The organism is Thiocapsa sp. UBA6158, from assembly GCF_002423035.1.
In the GTDB taxonomy this organism is placed as follows: Bacteria; Pseudomonadota; Gammaproteobacteria; order Chromatiales; family Chromatiaceae; genus Thiocapsa.
The window spans coordinates 1-14,426 of the sequence record NZ_DIUM01000118.1; the positions used below are offsets into that span (position 1 = coordinate 1).

The 14,426-nt window shown below is 64.6% G+C and carries 18 protein-coding genes and 1 tRNA gene; 1 reads left to right on the forward strand and 18 read right to left on the reverse strand.

The genetic code is table 11. The annotated features are described in order from the left end of the window. Window positions 1–203: 203 nt before the first annotated feature. The 6 genes from B4N44_RS16215 to B4N44_RS16240 all read right to left on the reverse strand — a co-directional run bounded on the left by B4N44_RS16215 (window position 204) and on the right by B4N44_RS16240 (window position 4,735). Entirely contained in the window at window positions 204–383 is a 180-nt protein-coding gene (locus tag B4N44_RS16215) for a hypothetical protein (RefSeq protein WP_296702965.1), read from the reverse strand. Window positions 384–608: 225 nt separating this feature from the next. Continuing rightward, window positions 609–1,100, reverse strand: coding sequence for a GlcG/HbpS family heme-binding protein (locus B4N44_RS16220; RefSeq protein ID WP_296702967.1), 492 nt, complete (start codon window positions 1,098–1,100; stop codon window positions 609–611). 70 nt (window positions 1,101–1,170) lie between these two features. Then, on the reverse strand, window positions 1,171–2,403 hold the full coding sequence (ispG, locus tag B4N44_RS16225; RefSeq protein WP_296702968.1) for a flavodoxin-dependent (E)-4-hydroxy-3-methylbut-2-enyl-diphosphate synthase: 1,233 nt from the start codon (window positions 2,401–2,403) through the stop codon (window positions 1,171–1,173). A 27-nt stretch (window positions 2,404–2,430) separates the two neighbouring features. Then, a complete protein-coding gene (locus tag B4N44_RS16230; protein WP_296702971.1) occupies window positions 2,431–3,315 on the reverse strand; it encodes a DUF4743 domain-containing protein in 885 nt (294 codons plus the stop codon). Between the two features lie 187 nt (window positions 3,316–3,502). Next, entirely contained in the window at window positions 3,503–4,303 is an 801-nt protein-coding gene (gene mazG, locus B4N44_RS16235; RefSeq protein ID WP_296702973.1) for a nucleoside triphosphate pyrophosphohydrolase, read from the reverse strand. 81 nt (window positions 4,304–4,384) lie between these two features. Continuing rightward, window positions 4,385–4,735: a hypothetical protein gene (locus tag B4N44_RS16240; RefSeq protein WP_296702976.1), complete on the reverse strand. Its 351-nt coding sequence runs from the start codon at window positions 4,733–4,735 to the stop codon at window positions 4,385–4,387. A 404-nt stretch (window positions 4,736–5,139) separates the two neighbouring features. Here B4N44_RS16240 and B4N44_RS16245 point away from each other — a divergent pair. Next, window positions 5,140–5,216, forward strand: a tRNA-Arg gene (locus tag B4N44_RS16245). Window positions 5,217–5,583: 367 nt separating this feature from the next. Here B4N44_RS16245 and B4N44_RS16250 read toward each other — a convergent pair. The 12 genes from B4N44_RS16250 to B4N44_RS16305 all read right to left on the reverse strand — a co-directional run bounded on the left by B4N44_RS16250 (window position 5,584) and on the right by B4N44_RS16305 (window position 13,923). Beyond that, entirely contained in the window at window positions 5,584–5,859 is a 276-nt protein-coding gene (locus B4N44_RS16250; protein WP_296702981.1) for a hypothetical protein, read from the reverse strand. Between the two features lie 243 nt (window positions 5,860–6,102). After that, window positions 6,103–6,501, reverse strand: a complete 399-nt coding sequence (locus tag B4N44_RS16255) for a terminase small subunit (protein WP_296702985.1) — start codon at window positions 6,499–6,501, stop codon at window positions 6,103–6,105. Continuing rightward, window positions 6,498–6,830, reverse strand: a complete 333-nt coding sequence (locus B4N44_RS16260; protein ID WP_296702987.1) for a hypothetical protein — start codon at window positions 6,828–6,830, stop codon at window positions 6,498–6,500. The genes B4N44_RS16255 and B4N44_RS16260 overlap by 4 nt, the downstream gene beginning before the upstream one ends. Before the next feature lie 66 nt (window positions 6,831–6,896). Then, window positions 6,897–7,667 (reverse strand): hypothetical protein, encoded by a 771-nt coding sequence (locus B4N44_RS16265; protein WP_296702988.1) that lies wholly within the window; start codon window positions 7,665–7,667, stop codon window positions 6,897–6,899. A gap of 115 nt (window positions 7,668–7,782) precedes the next feature. Then, a complete protein-coding gene (locus B4N44_RS16270; RefSeq protein WP_296702991.1) occupies window positions 7,783–8,331 on the reverse strand; it encodes a hypothetical protein in 549 nt (182 codons plus the stop codon). Next, complete coding sequence (locus tag B4N44_RS16275) at window positions 8,328–8,603, reverse strand: hypothetical protein (RefSeq protein ID WP_296702995.1); 276 nt, start codon at window positions 8,601–8,603, stop codon at window positions 8,328–8,330. The genes B4N44_RS16270 and B4N44_RS16275 overlap by 4 nt, the downstream gene beginning before the upstream one ends. A 306-nt stretch (window positions 8,604–8,909) precedes the next feature. Then, complete coding sequence (locus B4N44_RS16280; RefSeq protein WP_296702999.1) at window positions 8,910–11,159, reverse strand: AAA family ATPase; 2,250 nt, start codon at window positions 11,157–11,159, stop codon at window positions 8,910–8,912. Continuing rightward, complete coding sequence (locus B4N44_RS16285) at window positions 11,156–11,350, reverse strand: hypothetical protein (protein ID WP_296703001.1); 195 nt, start codon at window positions 11,348–11,350, stop codon at window positions 11,156–11,158. Before B4N44_RS16285 ends, B4N44_RS16280 begins: the two co-directional genes overlap by 4 nt. Window positions 11,351–11,443: 93 nt before the next feature. Next, window positions 11,444–11,698, reverse strand: a complete 255-nt coding sequence (locus B4N44_RS16290) for a hypothetical protein (RefSeq protein WP_296703004.1) — start codon at window positions 11,696–11,698, stop codon at window positions 11,444–11,446. Window positions 11,699–11,710: 12 nt separating this feature from the next. Next, window positions 11,711–11,914, reverse strand: a complete 204-nt coding sequence (locus tag B4N44_RS16295) for a helix-turn-helix domain-containing protein (protein ID WP_296703007.1) — start codon at window positions 11,912–11,914, stop codon at window positions 11,711–11,713. A gap of 84 nt (window positions 11,915–11,998) precedes the next feature. Next, window positions 11,999–12,556 carry a hypothetical protein gene (locus B4N44_RS16300; protein ID WP_296703009.1) on the reverse strand — a complete coding sequence of 186 codons (558 nt, stop codon included), beginning with the start codon at window positions 12,554–12,556 and terminating at the stop codon, window positions 11,999–12,001. Then, window positions 12,556–13,923: a tyrosine-type recombinase/integrase gene (locus B4N44_RS16305; protein WP_296703011.1), complete on the reverse strand. Its 1,368-nt coding sequence runs from the start codon at window positions 13,921–13,923 to the stop codon at window positions 12,556–12,558. Before B4N44_RS16305 ends, B4N44_RS16300 begins: the two co-directional genes overlap by 1 nt. Window positions 13,924–14,426: the final 503 nt, after the last annotated feature.

A 14,426-nucleotide genomic window follows, 5' to 3' on the forward strand; every position in this document is an offset into this window, starting at 1 on the left:
TCAAAGTTGTGTATAATGGGATGCGTCTAAGGAGCGTATCGCGTCCGGCCGCCTGAGCCGGACGTGAGGCGCTTGCACGAGCGCTTCGTTTCATTTGATCGGTACGCAGTGGGCATCGCCATCGATGCGGCGGCCTGCGCCGCGACGTGAAACGCGTCGCGGCTTTTGCTGGGTCTCGAAAGGGCCTTGATGCAGGTGCCGATCTACTCGTTCGCCTCGACGACCGCACCCGTGCCGTCCGGCCCGATGACGATCACCAATTTGCCGAGCGTCGGGTGGCGCGCGGTCACCACGGTGAATGCGGGTAGACGCATTTCGCCGATCAACTCGCTTTCGTCCTTCAGGTCTGAAATCAGCGCTGCTTCGGCTTCCAAAAGACGCATCTGTTGTCCCCGATCCTGTTGTGGGCCTAAACCGCGTCAGGCGCGACATGCCATGTCTTTAGCGGGAGCGAAACCCCCTGAAGATCGCCGAGACGCCGTGCACGACGCGGTTTAGACATTTTCGGATAATGACCCATCCCGAGCCGCGTCGCGCCGAGATCGTTTGTCGAACTGACAACGATGTTCCTACGATCCGACTCGAATCCAACCGGACGCGGCTCAGCCCTACATCGCCATATCCAGGTCGTCCTGGATCTCGGCAATCCCGGCGAGCGCACATTCCTCGTCGGTCTCCCCGGAGGGTGCGCCGCTGACGCCGACCCCGGCCACCAGCGACGAGCCGCCGAGCAGGACAGGAACCCCGCCTGCGGACATCACCAGACCCTCGACACGCCCGATCGGCGTATCGGCACGGTCGGCCATGGCCGAGGTCGCGGCGTTGAAGTTCACTGCGGTGAAGGCCTTCATCTTGCTGATCGGCACCGTGATGGGCGCGGCGATGGTGTCGCGGAGCGTCACCTGCACCGTGCCTTCGCGGTCGACCACGGTCACGGCGATCTGGATCCCTTTCTCGCGACATTCCTCGATCGCCCCTTGCGCGATCTTTACCGCCGCATCCATCGACAGACGCTGCAACGGAACCACCATCGGACCATCGGCGATGGCCGGTCCGCAGATCGACACGGCGGCGATGAGTGCGGGAATCGTTTTTTTCATGTCTCCTCCTCTGTTGCACACTGGTCGTTTTTTCTCCGAAATGATCGGAGTGGACCCGATCGACGTCCCGTCACTGCGCCCGATAGTGGGTCTCGATATAGTCGTCGACCATCCGCTTGAACTGCTCGGCGATCCCGTCGCCCTTGAGTGTGGCGACCTTTTCGCCGTCGACATAGACGGGTGCGGAGGGGCGCTCGTCGTTGCCGGGCAGGCTGATCCCGATGTTGGCGTGCTTGCTCTCGCCGGGGCCGTTCACCACACAGCCCATGACTGCGACCTGCATGGTCTCGACACCCGGAAAACGGGTGCGCCACTCCGGCATCTGCTCGCGCAGATAGGCCTGAATGTCTTGGGCCAGATGCTGAAAGGTGTCGCTGGTCGTGCGTCCGCATCCCGGGCAGGCGGTGACCATGGGTGCGAAGGAGCGCATCCCCATGGTCTGCAGGATCTCCTGGGCGACCAAGACCTCGCGGGTGCGTGCCTCGCCGGGTGCCGGGGTGAGCGAGATACGGATGGTGTCGCCGATGCCCTCCTGCAGCAGCACCGACAAGGCGGCGGTGGAGGCGACGATCCCCTTCGATCCCATGCCGGCTTCGGTCAGGCCGAGATGCAAGGCATAGTCGCCGCGATCGGCCAGCATACGATAGACCGCAATCAGATCCTGCACGCCGCTCATCTTGCAGGACAGGATGATGCGATCGCGCGGCAGGCCGACCTGCTCGGCGCGCTCGGCGCTCGAGATGGCGGACTCCACCATCGCCTCGCGCATCACCTGCTCGGCATCCCGCGGCTCGGGCGCGCGCGCGTTCTCGTCCATCATGCGCACGATCAGGTCCGGATCCAGGCTGCCCCAGTTGACCCCGATGCGCACCGGCCGGTCATAGCGGCAGGCGATCTCGATCATGGTCGCAAACTGGCTGTCCCTCTTCTCGCCGCGACCGACATTGCCCGGGTTGATGCGGTACTTTGCGAGCGCCTCGGCACACTCCGGATAATCCGTGAGCAGGCGGTGGCCGTTGAAATGGAAGTCGCCGACCAAGGGCACGCTGCAGCCCTGCGCGTCCAGCGCCTCACGGATCGCCGGGACCGCGCGCGCCGCAGACTCGTGATTGACCGTGATCCGCACCACCTCCGAGCCGGCGCGCGCCAGCTCGGCGACCTGCCGGACCGTGGACGCGATGTCCGCGGTGTCCGTGTTGGTCATGGACTGGATCACGATCGGGGCCTGACCGCCGACCGTCACCGGGCCGATGCGTACCGGGACGGTGCGGCGTCTTTGAATCGGGAATCGAGTTGGGCTCATAGTGCCTTTGCCGCCGCAGCGGCCCTGTCAGTTGGTCGGAGTCGGGCGTTGATCCGACGAGGGCAATGGGGAACGCAGACCCTGTATGATCGCGACATACTGCGGGTCATCTTGAGGGATCAGTCCGTGGCGGACCAGAAAATCGATGATGACCAGGTTGCAGTTGAGCTTGAAGTCATGGGTCTCGCGGACGATCTGCGCGACCTCCTTCACCGGCAGGCGATAGAAGGTTTCCACCTCCCCGTCGGTGCAGCGCGGCTCGAACTCCTCGGGAAGCTCGAGATCGTAGCAGAACATGACATCCGGCTTCAGTCCGCGATCCGAATCGCGACAGTAGGTGACGGCTCCGACGGCCACCGCCCGGTCTACAAGGGTAGGGGGCATGCCGGCCTCCTCCGCGCATTCCTTGCGCAGATTCTCGACCAGAGCGATGCCGTGGGGCAACCCGCCCGCAACAAGGTTATCCAGGCGACCGGGGTAGAGCTTGCGATCCGCGGAGCGCCGACCGATCCACATCTCGATCCCGCGCGCGGTCCGCACGAAGCCGTTCAGATGCTGACCGAAGGCACGCATCCCGAAGAAGGGCGCGCAGGCCCGGTCGACCAGACAACGTGCCGCCTCGCGCCCGCCTGCAGTGACGGGGTATTGCTCGCCGTGCAGATAGGGGATCACGCCCTCGTCGACGAGCCCTCGCGACACCTCGGCCAGCGCCAAGGTGCAGCCCTCGAAGTCATCCGGCGTCTCGACCCACTCGACCGCCGTCTCCGTGACGCGAAACTGTGTTGGCCAGCGCCGAAGCGCCTCGGCGGCACTGCGCCGCAGGCTCCCGAGACGCTCGCCCCTCCGGATGAAGGGCACAAATACAGCCGGCTCCCAGTCATTGCAGGCATAAATCTTATCGAGATAGCTCATGGGTGAACCGCGTCCAGAGTGAAATCCGACCGTTAAGGGTCAAGCCAGCACCACCTCCTGCACATGCCTCGGCAGGATGCGGTTCGGTCTTGGAAAACATCTTAAAACCGCGTCCGCTCCGACGCCTGTCGATGACTTCGAGAGTGAGTCCGGGTGACGACCGAGCTTATCGCCAAGAGACGCGGTTTTAACGCTCCTCGGATTTGATGAGGTTCCACAGCCGTTCCATCTCCTCGCGCACCGCAACACTCGGCGACTGGCCGCCGGCGCGCAGACACACCTCGACACGCCCGAAGCGTCGTTCGAAACGGTGGTTCGCCGCCCGCAGCGCCTGCTCGGCGTCCACGCCCATATGACGGGCCAGGTTCACGCAAGAGAACAGCAGATCGCCGACCTCATGGACCCGCTCGGTGGGCTCGGCGTGGGCGCGCAGCGTCTCGCGACACTCCTGCAGCTCTTCGAGCACCTTGTCGAAGACCTCTTCCATCTCGTCCCAATCGAAGCCGACGACCGCCGCGCGCTTCTGCAGCTTCTCGGCCCGTACCAAGGCGGGGAGGGCTTGAGCAACCCCTTCGAGCACGCTCCCCACCGGTCGCTGACGCTTGCTTGCGCGCTCCGCCGCCTTCTCGCGCTCCCAGTTCGCCCGCACCGCTTCCTCGTCCTCGAGCGTCGCATCCCCGAAGACATGCGGATGACGGCGGATCATCTTCTCGCTGATCGACTGCACCACGTCGGGGAAGGCGAAGCTGCCTTGCTCCTCGGCGATCCGCGCGTGATAGACCACCTGCAACAGCAGGTCGCCCAGTTCTTCACGCAGCTCCTTCATATCCTCGTTCTCGATCGCCTCGGCGACCTCGTAGGCCTCCTCCAAGGTGAAGGGCAGGATGCTGCGGAACGTCTGCTCCTGATCCCAGGGGCAGCCGTCCTGCGGATCGCGCAGGCGCGCGACGATCGCGATGAGATCGGCAATGGAGTCGTGTCGGTTCATGGTTTCGGGTCGTCGAACATTGGGCGGATGAGATGGCCGAGGCGACCCGCGGCCAAGCAGTGTACGCCGTCGGACGGATCCTCAGACGAATCCATCAAAGGCCAGACCGAGCAGAATCGAGCCGATTCCGCCCCATTTCCAGTAGGCGCGTGGAATGCCGATGATCTCGTCGGGTCTGGAGCGGCTCGGGTCACGCACGATCGCGTACAGGTGCGGTCCGGCCAGGAACCAGGGCAAAAAACCGAACAAGGTCGGCACCGCGAGCCAAAGCGGCACAGGCTCGTTCAGAAAGAGCGCGACGACCAGGACCGGCCAAGCGAGGAGATAGGCCGCGGTCAACTTGGCGTCGAGCGTTTTGTTGGATGTCGTCGCGAAGGTCAGGAGCGCGATGGTTCCCCAAGCGGCGACGATCAGGATGAGGAGGATGCGCATGGTCTGACGCCGAAGGATGGTGGTCGCTGCAAGACGCCGGCACGACAACCCGGATTCGGGGTCGTCTGCCCTTCGATTCGCGGATCCCGCCCGAGTCCCGGACCTCAAGATGCGCGGTCCAGCTTGGACGTATGACCCGAGCCGATGGTAGCGGATGCCTGGGGCAGCGGTCCAGCAACCGCGTCGACCCGGATCCGGCCGAGGCCGCGCCCCGAGGCTTCCGCCCGACCACACACCGCATTGGCATTACGAACAAAATAGCGCGGGGCGCTTGACAATGACCCTCCGGATCCGGAAGATACGCGGCTCGGTGGTGGCGGCAACAATCGTCCCGCCAACGCTCAATCAGTCCGCAGGCATGCCGGACTGGATAGAGCCTCCACGGATGGAGCGCCAAACTTCAAGCGCCCGTAGCTCAGCTGGATAGAGTACCTGGCTACGAACCAGGTGGTCGGAGGTTCGAATCCTTCCGGGCGCGCCATAAAAACAAGGGGTTACTCGAATAACCGAGTAACCCCTTCTGCTTTTCAGGCACTTCCGTCCCCGCTCGGTCCCCGTTTGGTCGTGCTCTTGAGGCGATTCGCTCGCCCCGGTCTGCTGTCGTCGGAGGCTCACCCCGGACCAGCGACGAGGCTGTTCGTGGATTCTGACTGCGCAAGTTTGCGCAGTGAGATTTCGCCGGGCACCCCGAGTGCACTCGCCCCTGACCAGCCGCGCGACCTTAGCTTTTCTTAACCGATCGGCTGGCCCGGTTGCGGGTGCCGTTAGTGCGATCCATCGCCCGGCGCTCGCCGCGCGCTCCACGGGCTTGCTGTGCGGTCTCGGGGCCTGTCCCTGCTCCGGTCTCGTCACGGTGACGCGCTATCAGGCTCGGCACCATCCTCGGCTGTCTGCGTGACTGTCACGCGAGCCGCTTGCAGTCTCCGCAGCAATTCAGCCGACAGCGCCGCGAAGTCATGCGGGAGCTTGCGCCGGTAGCTGTAGAGCAGCGCCTCGATGACCAGGGAATCGGCGGCTTTGAGCAGTGCCGCTTCGTCGTCCATCAGCAAGGTGACGGCACGCGCGCGAAGGTCCGCGCGTCGCTGTGCCGGTGTGCGTGCCGGTCGTTTTTGTGTCTCGGTCATGTGCGTGACTGTCACGGGGGATGGGTGCCCTCAGTATCGTGACTGTCACGGAAGCATGCAAGCGTGTGACTGTCACGGGCGGACAGTCGGCTAGGTGCAGTTGCTGTTTGAGGCGGATGCCTGTCGGAAGGCGAGACCCGATCGGCGAGCGATTCGGACAGCCCAAACTTGAGTTTTCGTGAGCAGATCCAGCGGCGGACATCTCCTCAGAAATGAGGAGATCCCTGCCGCCGTTGGCTGCCGCTACCCCACGAACCGAACGCGGACCTCCGAGACAATCGGCCCGCCGTTCGCGCCCGTGATCTCGGTGCGGCTGATGAAATCGCCCTGACTCTTACCCAGCAGCTCGGATGCCTTGAGCCGGTCCTTCATGTCCTCGTCCTTCGATCGAGCAACCAGCGTCCAAAACGCTTGGCGCTCTTGGCGGGTCATGATCGCCGCGGAGGTTGTCGCGAGGCGCAGCTTCTCGATAGCGGCCTTGATACTGGGTTTTCCTAGGTTCTCAGCGCCTTGGGGATCAGGCTTCTTGTAGCCCGCTTGACGAGCCGCATCGAGCGCATTCCCGCCGTTGGACGAGTAAGCCTCGCAGAACCGCCTCTGCCTCTCGGTCAGCCCATCCGCCCAGTCCGTAGGTCCATTCATGTCCAAGCCCTCGATAGCCATTCGTTCGCGGTCGGTGCGGGGCTCGCGATGAGATGCCGCGCTTCACGGTCTTGCGGGACTCGCCGGATCTCGGATCGGCCAGACCAGCGGTACAGCTTGGCGGGATAGCGCACGTTGGATCTGTCTCGACGCTCCGTGGTCCCGGCAGTGCGGATAACCCCGCCAGCCACGAGCCAAGCCAGCGCGCCCCGCACCCGGTATTCCTCGCAACCGAGCCCGTCCGCAATGTCGATGGTGCTGAAGACCTCGACCTCGAATCGACGACGAATCAGATCGAGGACATCGGCGCGGGTGACTCGGCTTTGCATGGCGGACCTCCGGTGATTCGACCTCCGCATTTTACGCGCCCGGTCGGAGCCGGGCGCATTCGCCGATCAGAAGGTTCGACCATGCAACAAGTTGGAGACCTCAAGCGAAGGACTCCAACGCTTCCGATCCCCGCCGTGCACACGCATTGCGCCGGACACTTCCACGATGACACCCTCGGCGATCAGGGCCAGCTCGGACAGCGCCCCGGTCCATGCGCCCTCGACCGCTCCGCTCCATCGACGCTCGGCCTGGGCATGACGGTCGGTTGCCTCGGATAGTGCCGTCTCCAGCCGATTCAGCTCGGCCGCGGTACGGCTCGCCAGACCTGACAGTCCTTCGATGTCGGCGTCCAGCAAGGCCAGCGTCGCCCCGTCAGTGTCGCGCTCGTCGCCCGCCAGCCGACGCGCGATCACCGACTGACGATCGGCCGTGAGGCTGCTCAGGCGCGTCTGTTGGCCCGTCAGCCGCTCGCGGACGGCTTCGACCTCGACGCGCAGTGCCGCCAGCTCGCGACGCGCCCGCGCAACGCCCACGGCCCACTGCGCTTGGATGCGTGGCTCGGGCAACGGGCCGATGCGCTGAAGGATCTGCGCAACGCCCGCGGAGACCTCCCCCGCGACCTCGGCGATCAGCTCGCCGGCCTCGGCTTCGATGCGCTGCTCGTCGGCGGCTTGGCGCTCCTGCGCTGCAACCTGCGCGGCTTCGAGTTCGTTCTGTGCGGTGAGTAGATCCGCACGCGCGGTGCTGGCGTCGGCGCCGTCCTCGAGGCGCCGGTCGATCTCGGCTTGAGCGCGCCGGACTTTGCGGGAGGCTTGTTCGGTTTGTGAAATCGTCACGTTTTCGTTCCTTTCGGTTGGTGTGAGGGCAGGGGTACCCCTGCCCGGTTGGGAGTGATCCGGGGCGCCGATTCGGTGCCGCGGGTCTAAGGTTTTCCTAGGTTTTCGCCTGCGGTCAGGCTGCGCTCGTTCGGTCGTCCATCGCGGCGGCCAGCATCGCGGCCTCGATGACGCCATGCACCTCGATGGTTTCGAGATCGGACAGACCGGGGCGAAACCGCACGCCGACGGAGCCCCCGCCGATGCTCACCAGCTCCGAGAGCAGATCGAGCATCCCCAATTCCACCAGGCGGCGGCGCACGCGCTCGATCGGCTCGGGCCGGTGTGTCCGCACCTCGGGCGGTGCCGACGCCTCTACGGGCCGTTCCTGCGCTTGCACGGCACGCGGCTCGAAGGCGTCGCATCGACGCCACGCTCGGGCGCTGCGGGCCTGCTTGCGTGCGACCGGGCACCAGCCGTGCCGCCCACGCCAGTGCGCGCAATCGGAGCAGCGCACGGGGTATGGTCCGTGCCCGGTCCACCAGGCGGGGCCTTTGCTCGCTTTGGGTTTTGGCTCGGGCCGATACCGGGGCGGCGGGTTGACGAGGTATCCGTTGGCGATGCGGGCCTGCCAGCCTGGGTTGTTGTCGTCCTCGGCGGTAGAGAACTCTGCATGGTCGCTCATGGTTTGACCTCCCGGATCTTGGCGCGGCGGATGCGGATCTCGGCTTGCCGTTCGGCCTGCTCTTGGCGCTCGCTCCACCATTGGCGAAAGACCGAAAGCGCTTCGTCCCAAGGAAGGCCCGCAACCTCGCCGAACGAGCTTTCATCCGATCCCCACGCGCAATAGAACTCGTCTTCGGCGATGTACGGGCGTCGCGGAAATCCGTGTTCGTCGCGAGGGATCGGCGCGGGGTCAGGCTCGATCAGGGTGAACGTGGGCTTGATCGTGGTCATGGCTTGGCCTCCCGAGCGCACCCATGCGCACGACTCGCCCGCTCTCGAATTCGCCCTCCGGTCGTGCCGTTTTCTGTCCTCGGGACAGGCGGGACACCCCCTATAGGGTGGTGTCCCGTGTCCCGGTCGGGACAGGCGGGACATTGGCCCGGTTTGTCCCGGTTGTCCCGTTGGCCTTCAAGCCCCGTGGTTGCTGGATTTAGGCGGGACATCGCGAGCGAAAACCCTATACATGACTCGGGTATCCGTTTTCGGGGGCGGGACATTGGCAAAATGTCCCGCTTCGCGAGCGTTTCGGTTGGTCTTTCAGGCGGCATTTTTGACCTCCCGAAGTCCTCGAACGACGGCGTGACCCTGGACCATCCCGAGCAACCCGGCGTTGCCTCCGCAACCGGGCGTAGGCCAATAGGCGTCATCCTGATGCCCGATCGCTCCGAGCGTTGCCAAGTCGCTCCGCGCCCGCTGAAACGCCTTCTTCTTCGCGTTCGTCGAGTCGCCCATGTGCCGGGCGTAGAACTCGCGTCGCCAGCTCTCCAGCCCGGCCAGGCGTGCGCCTTCGGGCAGCGTCTCGGCGATGTGTGCCGGTGGCGGAAACCCGCTTTCCTCGATCGCGAACAGCAGCGCCTCGAACGCCAGGCGTTGCGTCGGCGTCACGGCCTTGCGCGCCTTGCCGGTGCCCTCGGTCTCGACCAGGACGACGGAAGTCTCGGGCTCGCCTTGGTCGTCGCTCCACGGGAGTTGCACCTGCTCCAGCTCGAAGCCCATCGGCGCGGGCTTGGGTGCGTCCTTCATCTTCGTGGCGGCCAAGGTCCGAACGCCGTCGTTCTCGATCAGCCCATATTCGACATCCAACGCGCCGCGAATCGCGCTCGATCCCCGCGAACGGGTCTTGTCCCCGTGCCCCGCGTGATGGACGGTCAGCACGGTGCAGCCGTAACGCTGGATCAGTGCGTCTGTCGCTCTGGTGTAGAGCCCCATGTCCACGCTGCTGCTGTCGTCGCGTCCGCCGATGTTGCGATGCAGGGTGTCCACGACGATCAGGGCGGGTGTCCCGGCCATGCCTGCAATGCCGTCCACGACGGTTACGACGGCTTCCAGGCTCCCCGCGTCGGTCAGGTCGGCACCACTGTCGGAGACGAACAGCGGGGCCATGCGCAGCGCCTCAAGGCAGTCGTTGGCGATTCCCCATGCCAGCAGGCGGCGGCGGATGCCGAATTGCCCCTCGCCGGCCAGATAGATGACGCAACCCGCCCGCGCGGTACGCCCGCACCAGTCCCGACCCATCGCGATGCTGGCAGCCCATGACAGGGTGAGCAGAGACTTCCCCACGGCCGGATCCCCGAACACCAGGGTTTGAGCTCCGGGCAGTAGGACGCCTCGGATCAACCAGGACAGCGGCGCGGGTTGCTCCAACAGATCGCAGACAGGCGTAAACCGGATGACGGGCTTCGGCGCCGGTGCCGGGGGCGGCGGGCTCTGTGCGGGTTGGGGTTGCTCGGGCTCGGCATTCGTCTCGGGCTCGGGATCGGTCCCCGCCTCGCCTCGAATCCGCGCGAGAAATGCGTCCATGTCGGCGGTTCCCTTTGCGTAGCCCTTCGCCCGCGCCCCTTGAATCATCCGATCCAGCTCCGAGCCGGTCAGGTCCGCGGCGCGCTCTTGCCCACGGGCCGCAGCAACATGCACGGCGAGCCCTGCGAAAACCTGCTTGATGGTCAAATCGTCCAGACCCTTGCACACCAGGCGCCCCACGATCTTCAGGGCATTGCCATGCACGTCGTCGCCGGCCAACAGTTCAGCGAGGTAATCGTGTTGCGTGCCGGTGGCGGTCCCGCCTGGATCGTTTGCCGCTTCGGCCTTTGCTCGAAACGCGATGCGCTCGGCTTCGATGCCGTCGATTTCGTCGAGACAGAATCCGTCCGCAGGATCATCGAAGGTGTGCAGAACCCGGAACTCGGCTCCCGGTTTGCGACCGACGAAGTAGGATTGCGACAGAACGCCCGACTCCGGGGCCAGGATGCCCCCGAGCATGCCGTTCAAGGTCTCGGCATAGACCAGTCGCCGGGCGGGCTCCACGGGCCGCGCAAGCGGAACCAGGACGCGCCACTTCGGGGCCTCGGGAGTGTGGGACCAGGAGGTATAGACGCAGGCGCGGAGCTGGAATTCTTCCAGGCGTGCTATCGCGGCCTCGGGAGTCATCTGCCCCGCGTCATAGTCGCCTTCGATCCCGAAGACCTCGATCACATTTAGGTCGTGTCGAAGGCTCCCTTTCTCGGTGCGGGCCGGTCCGAAGCTGGCGAGCTTCACCAGGGGGCAGTCGGTCTTGACCTTGTATTCGGCTTGGGCCTCGATCCAGCCCGTGAGCTGTGCCCAGGGCTTGCCCTCGATGCGCTGAATCGTCCTTCCGCCCACGTCCGGCCATACCGTATAGGTCACGGTCGCCTCATCGAACCGATGCCCGCAAGCCTCGCAATCGGGATATTCGGCGGACGCCCCGCACTTCGGGCAGGCGCGCGTGAGGATGTCCCCGTCTGCGGCGGGTGATGCGGCGGCGCTCATGCTGAACCACCGAGAATCGGACCCACGCCGGAGCACCATGAGGCAATCGCGACGCCCACGAAGCAGGCGGCGCCGAGACGGATGCCGACCTTGATGCTATACTTCGTCTCGCCAATCGGTTGTTTGTCTTGTTGTTTTGCGCCTCGACCGCTCCTCACGGTCGAGGCGTTTTCATTTGTGGACAGTGCCATCGGTTGATCCTCGGGGATGTCGATGCCGAGAGCACTCTTGCGCTGAGGGCGGGGTGTTGGTTCATGGGTTGCGGGTCCGGTCAGGGGGGCGGGTCATTCTTGGGTCGCAAACTCGATCGACTCCCCGAGCTTCGACGCCGATGCGTCGATCAATGCGAGAACAGCGTCCACGCGCCCAGGGTGCCAGGTCGCCGGCCAATTGCCGTTGTGGTCGAGCGATTGCTCGGTCATGACCTCGCGCAACAGGGTTGCGGTGGTGCCGATTGCGGCGGCCACGTCGGTCAATTCGTCGGCATGGGCAAGAATGATGTTTCCGCAGCGTTCGGGTGTGCGTTCGGTGGTTTTCATGGTCGGCACCTCCTATGCGCATTCGCGCTGCTGATGGGAATCAACCCATTGGCGCAGCGCATCGGCAGCGACGAAGCGGCGGCGCCCGACCCGGTAGGTCTTCAGCCGCCCTTCAGCGATTTCCTTGTAGATGCTGGTCCGGCCAAGGCCGGTGGCCTTGATCGTCTCTTCGATGGAGAGCCCGACGGGCTCGATACTGCGAGGCTGTTGTTTCATTGTCCGCGTGTCTCCGTTTGGATGTACGCGGTACTTTACGGAGCGGCGGGACTCGGCGGGAGGGAACGAAACCGCCCGATTTCATTACTCATCGTGGCGTGTACGCACGCAGCGGCGAGTGAAGGTGACTCCCGCGCCCAGTACGCCATCAGGGACAGTGAAGGTCACGACAGGGTGGGCCGCGGCAAGTCTCCATGCCTCATCGACCCATTCGCGGTTGTCTTTGCAGTATTGCTTTAGCGTGTCAGCAGAATACCCGGTCATTGAGGCAACCCACTCTATGGCGTCGTCCTTGGTGCCTCCGAATGACCACTCGCCCACGACCATCCAGACGGCTTTTCGCTTCTTTTCTTCGGTGGCCTTGGCTCGGAGTCGCTGCTTATTGCCGGGTTGGCTGGCGGCTGCGCTCATGGCCTTGCGCAGCCAGGGATAGAAGATCGGTGGAAGCGGGAGCCCGCCATCGAGGTATGCGTTGATTGCGACGATCGCGTCCACCTCAGAGAGCGGGTTCGCAGCCAGGCGCAGCATAGCCCCTTGTCCGTCGAGCGACAGGCCGGCCGCTGTCGCTTCGTCCAGCCTATCGAGGATGATTCGCCTGATACGCGCGCGGCGCAGTCGCGCCTTGCCATCTGTCCCGGCCATCAGGCAGCCCCCGCGCGACGCTTGATCTCGACCACGTTCGATCCCGTCTCGCCTTCCTTTAGCTGCCCTAGGTGCCGCTCCCATGCGAGCAGCGCGGCCCGCTTCTCGTCCATGTATGTGTGTCGGTCATAGTGGACGGCCTGCACGCCCGAGATCCCGTGACTGAGCAGTTGCGCCCGAACGTCCCGGCTGACTCCCAAACCCGCCAGTTGTGTTTCTGCCGTGCGGCGGATGTCGCGCAAATCGAACGACTCGCCGCCCATTGCTTTCGAGATGGCCGAGACCCGCGCGCTCGCCGTCGTGTAGACCATCACCGCGGGGTGGCCGTACCGATCGGTTGATCCGAACAGCGAAGGGTTAGGGTCGCCCGCGGAAAGCTCCCGCGCCCGAGCAATCAGCCCTTCGACCACTTCGGCACCCTTTGGGCCCAAGCGCAGCAGGTGCTCGCGGGGCTTCTGCCGCTTCCCCTTGCCGTCCCATAGCCTCAAGACTCCCTGATCCCAATCCCCGACACGCGCCCGCAGCAGTTGAGCCATGCGCTGACCGCCAGCCAGTAATGCGAGCAACAACACCTGATCGACAATCCCGTCCCCCAGGTGCCCTAAATACTCCAGTAGTTCGGCCTTGCTCAGTGCGCGCTCGCCGGCCCGCCTGCGGATCGTAGGCACGGCCGCTACGGGATTCGTCTCGACATTGAACGGGATGAGTTCGCTCGGCAGAGAGGAATCAAACGGCGCGCGGATCGCCGCACCGAACGCAGCATGGAGGTAGGTGCGCAGTTGTCCGCTTGCCGACTCCTTCCCAGCCTCTCGGACCGTGCGCACCATGGCTGCGATCTGCCGCGGAGTGATCTCGTTGGCCGGCAGCCCCGCAATCTCCGGATGCGCCTTCGCGACGTGGACGTTGAGGATGGATCGGGTGTCGCTCGCGCTCTTCGTCTTGCCGTTGGCTTCGAGCATCCGCACGTAGGCGCCGCACAGCGCGGACAGGGTGTATTGCTCGCGTTCCAGGATCTTACGCTCGGCTTCCTCTCTCGCTCGCTCCAGCGCCTTGCGCTCGGCATCCCGTGCCGCCTTCTCGGCTTCTTGGTCCGCTCGCACGTCACCCGAGCCGGACTGTAGCCGCTCGCGCATCTTGACGGCTTCATCCCTGACCTGAATCAATGTCCAGCCGTCTCGGCCCCCTTCGTCGTACCAGCCGAGGGGGAGCTCGTCGCGGCTTCCGTCCGGCTTGGTGAACCGGAAGTAGACCCGGACCCGTCCCCCGGTCTTGCGGAACCTCAAGGTGCCCTGTCCCCGCCCCGCACTCTCGCTCAAGCGGTCCCCGTCCTTCATCGCCCGCAGCTCTCGAACCGTCAGTAGTGCCATGTCATGCGCCCCCGAGTCGCTGATACTCTCGTCCCCGTTCCGTCCCCGTTTCACGCTGGCAATCGGCGAACAAAAGCGAACGGGGACGAACACATGGTAGCACTAGATGACTGGTAATTATCGGTATATTTTGCTCGCAGTTGTTCGCGGATTTTCGCGATAATCCGCCACGATATGGCTACGAACCAGGTGGTCGGAGGTTCGAATCCTTCCGGGCGCGCCAAATAGAACAAAGGCTTAGCACCGATCAGTGCTGGGCCTTTTTTCATTGTAGTGTGCTTGGGTGGAATTTAACCCCACCTCCGGATTTGCTTGATTGATCCATCGGCCACCGGATCCTTTGCGTCCGCCGCGTCATCGCCGGTTTCCCCTCACTGTCTGGGTCAAGCGATCGCAGTGTCGGTAGTCAGATATGCTGATGCCACCGACAGGAGTTCGGCTACTCGTCGTCCGCAGCCATTCGCCGGGAAGAGGAACCGATGGCGTGATCTGCAACCGGTGCA

Coding starts and splice junctions, on each gene's coding strand:
- B4N44_RS16215 (WP_296702965.1), bottom strand. CDS start 383: ATGCGTCTTTTGGAAGCCGAAGCAGCGCTGATTTCAGACCTGAAGGAC.
- B4N44_RS16220 (WP_296702967.1), bottom strand. CDS start 1,100: ATGAAAAAAACGATTCCCGCACTCATCGCCGCCGTGTCGATCTGCGGA.
- ispG (WP_296702968.1), bottom strand. CDS start 2,403: ATGAGCCCAACTCGATTCCCGATTCAAAGACGCCGCACCGTCCCGGTA.
- B4N44_RS16230 (WP_296702971.1), bottom strand. CDS start 3,315: ATGAGCTATCTCGATAAGATTTATGCCTGCAATGACTGGGAGCCGGCT.
- mazG (WP_296702973.1), bottom strand. CDS start 4,303: ATGAACCGACACGACTCCATTGCCGATCTCATCGCGATCGTCGCGCGC.
- B4N44_RS16240 (WP_296702976.1), bottom strand. CDS start 4,735: ATGCGCATCCTCCTCATCCTGATCGTCGCCGCTTGGGGAACCATCGCG.
- B4N44_RS16250 (WP_296702981.1), bottom strand. CDS start 5,859: ATGACCGAGACACAAAAACGACCGGCACGCACACCGGCACAGCGACGC.
- B4N44_RS16255 (WP_296702985.1), bottom strand. CDS start 6,501: ATGAATGGACCTACGGACTGGGCGGATGGGCTGACCGAGAGGCAGAGG.
- B4N44_RS16260 (WP_296702987.1), bottom strand. CDS start 6,830: ATGCAAAGCCGAGTCACCCGCGCCGATGTCCTCGATCTGATTCGTCGT.
- B4N44_RS16270 (WP_296702991.1), bottom strand. CDS start 8,331: ATGAGCGACCATGCAGAGTTCTCTACCGCCGAGGACGACAACAACCCA.
- B4N44_RS16275 (WP_296702995.1), bottom strand. CDS start 8,603: ATGACCACGATCAAGCCCACGTTCACCCTGATCGAGCCTGACCCCGCG.
- B4N44_RS16280 (WP_296702999.1), bottom strand. CDS start 11,159: ATGAGCGCCGCCGCATCACCCGCCGCAGACGGGGACATCCTCACGCGC.
- B4N44_RS16285 (WP_296703001.1), bottom strand. CDS start 11,350: ATGGCACTGTCCACAAATGAAAACGCCTCGACCGTGAGGAGCGGTCGA.
- B4N44_RS16290 (WP_296703004.1), bottom strand. CDS start 11,698: ATGAAAACCACCGAACGCACACCCGAACGCTGCGGAAACATCATTCTT.
- B4N44_RS16295 (WP_296703007.1), bottom strand. CDS start 11,914: ATGAAACAACAGCCTCGCAGTATCGAGCCCGTCGGGCTCTCCATCGAA.
- B4N44_RS16300 (WP_296703009.1), bottom strand. CDS start 12,556: ATGGCCGGGACAGATGGCAAGGCGCGACTGCGCCGCGCGCGTATCAGG.
- B4N44_RS16305 (WP_296703011.1), bottom strand. CDS start 13,923: ATGGCACTACTGACGGTTCGAGAGCTGCGGGCGATGAAGGACGGGGAC.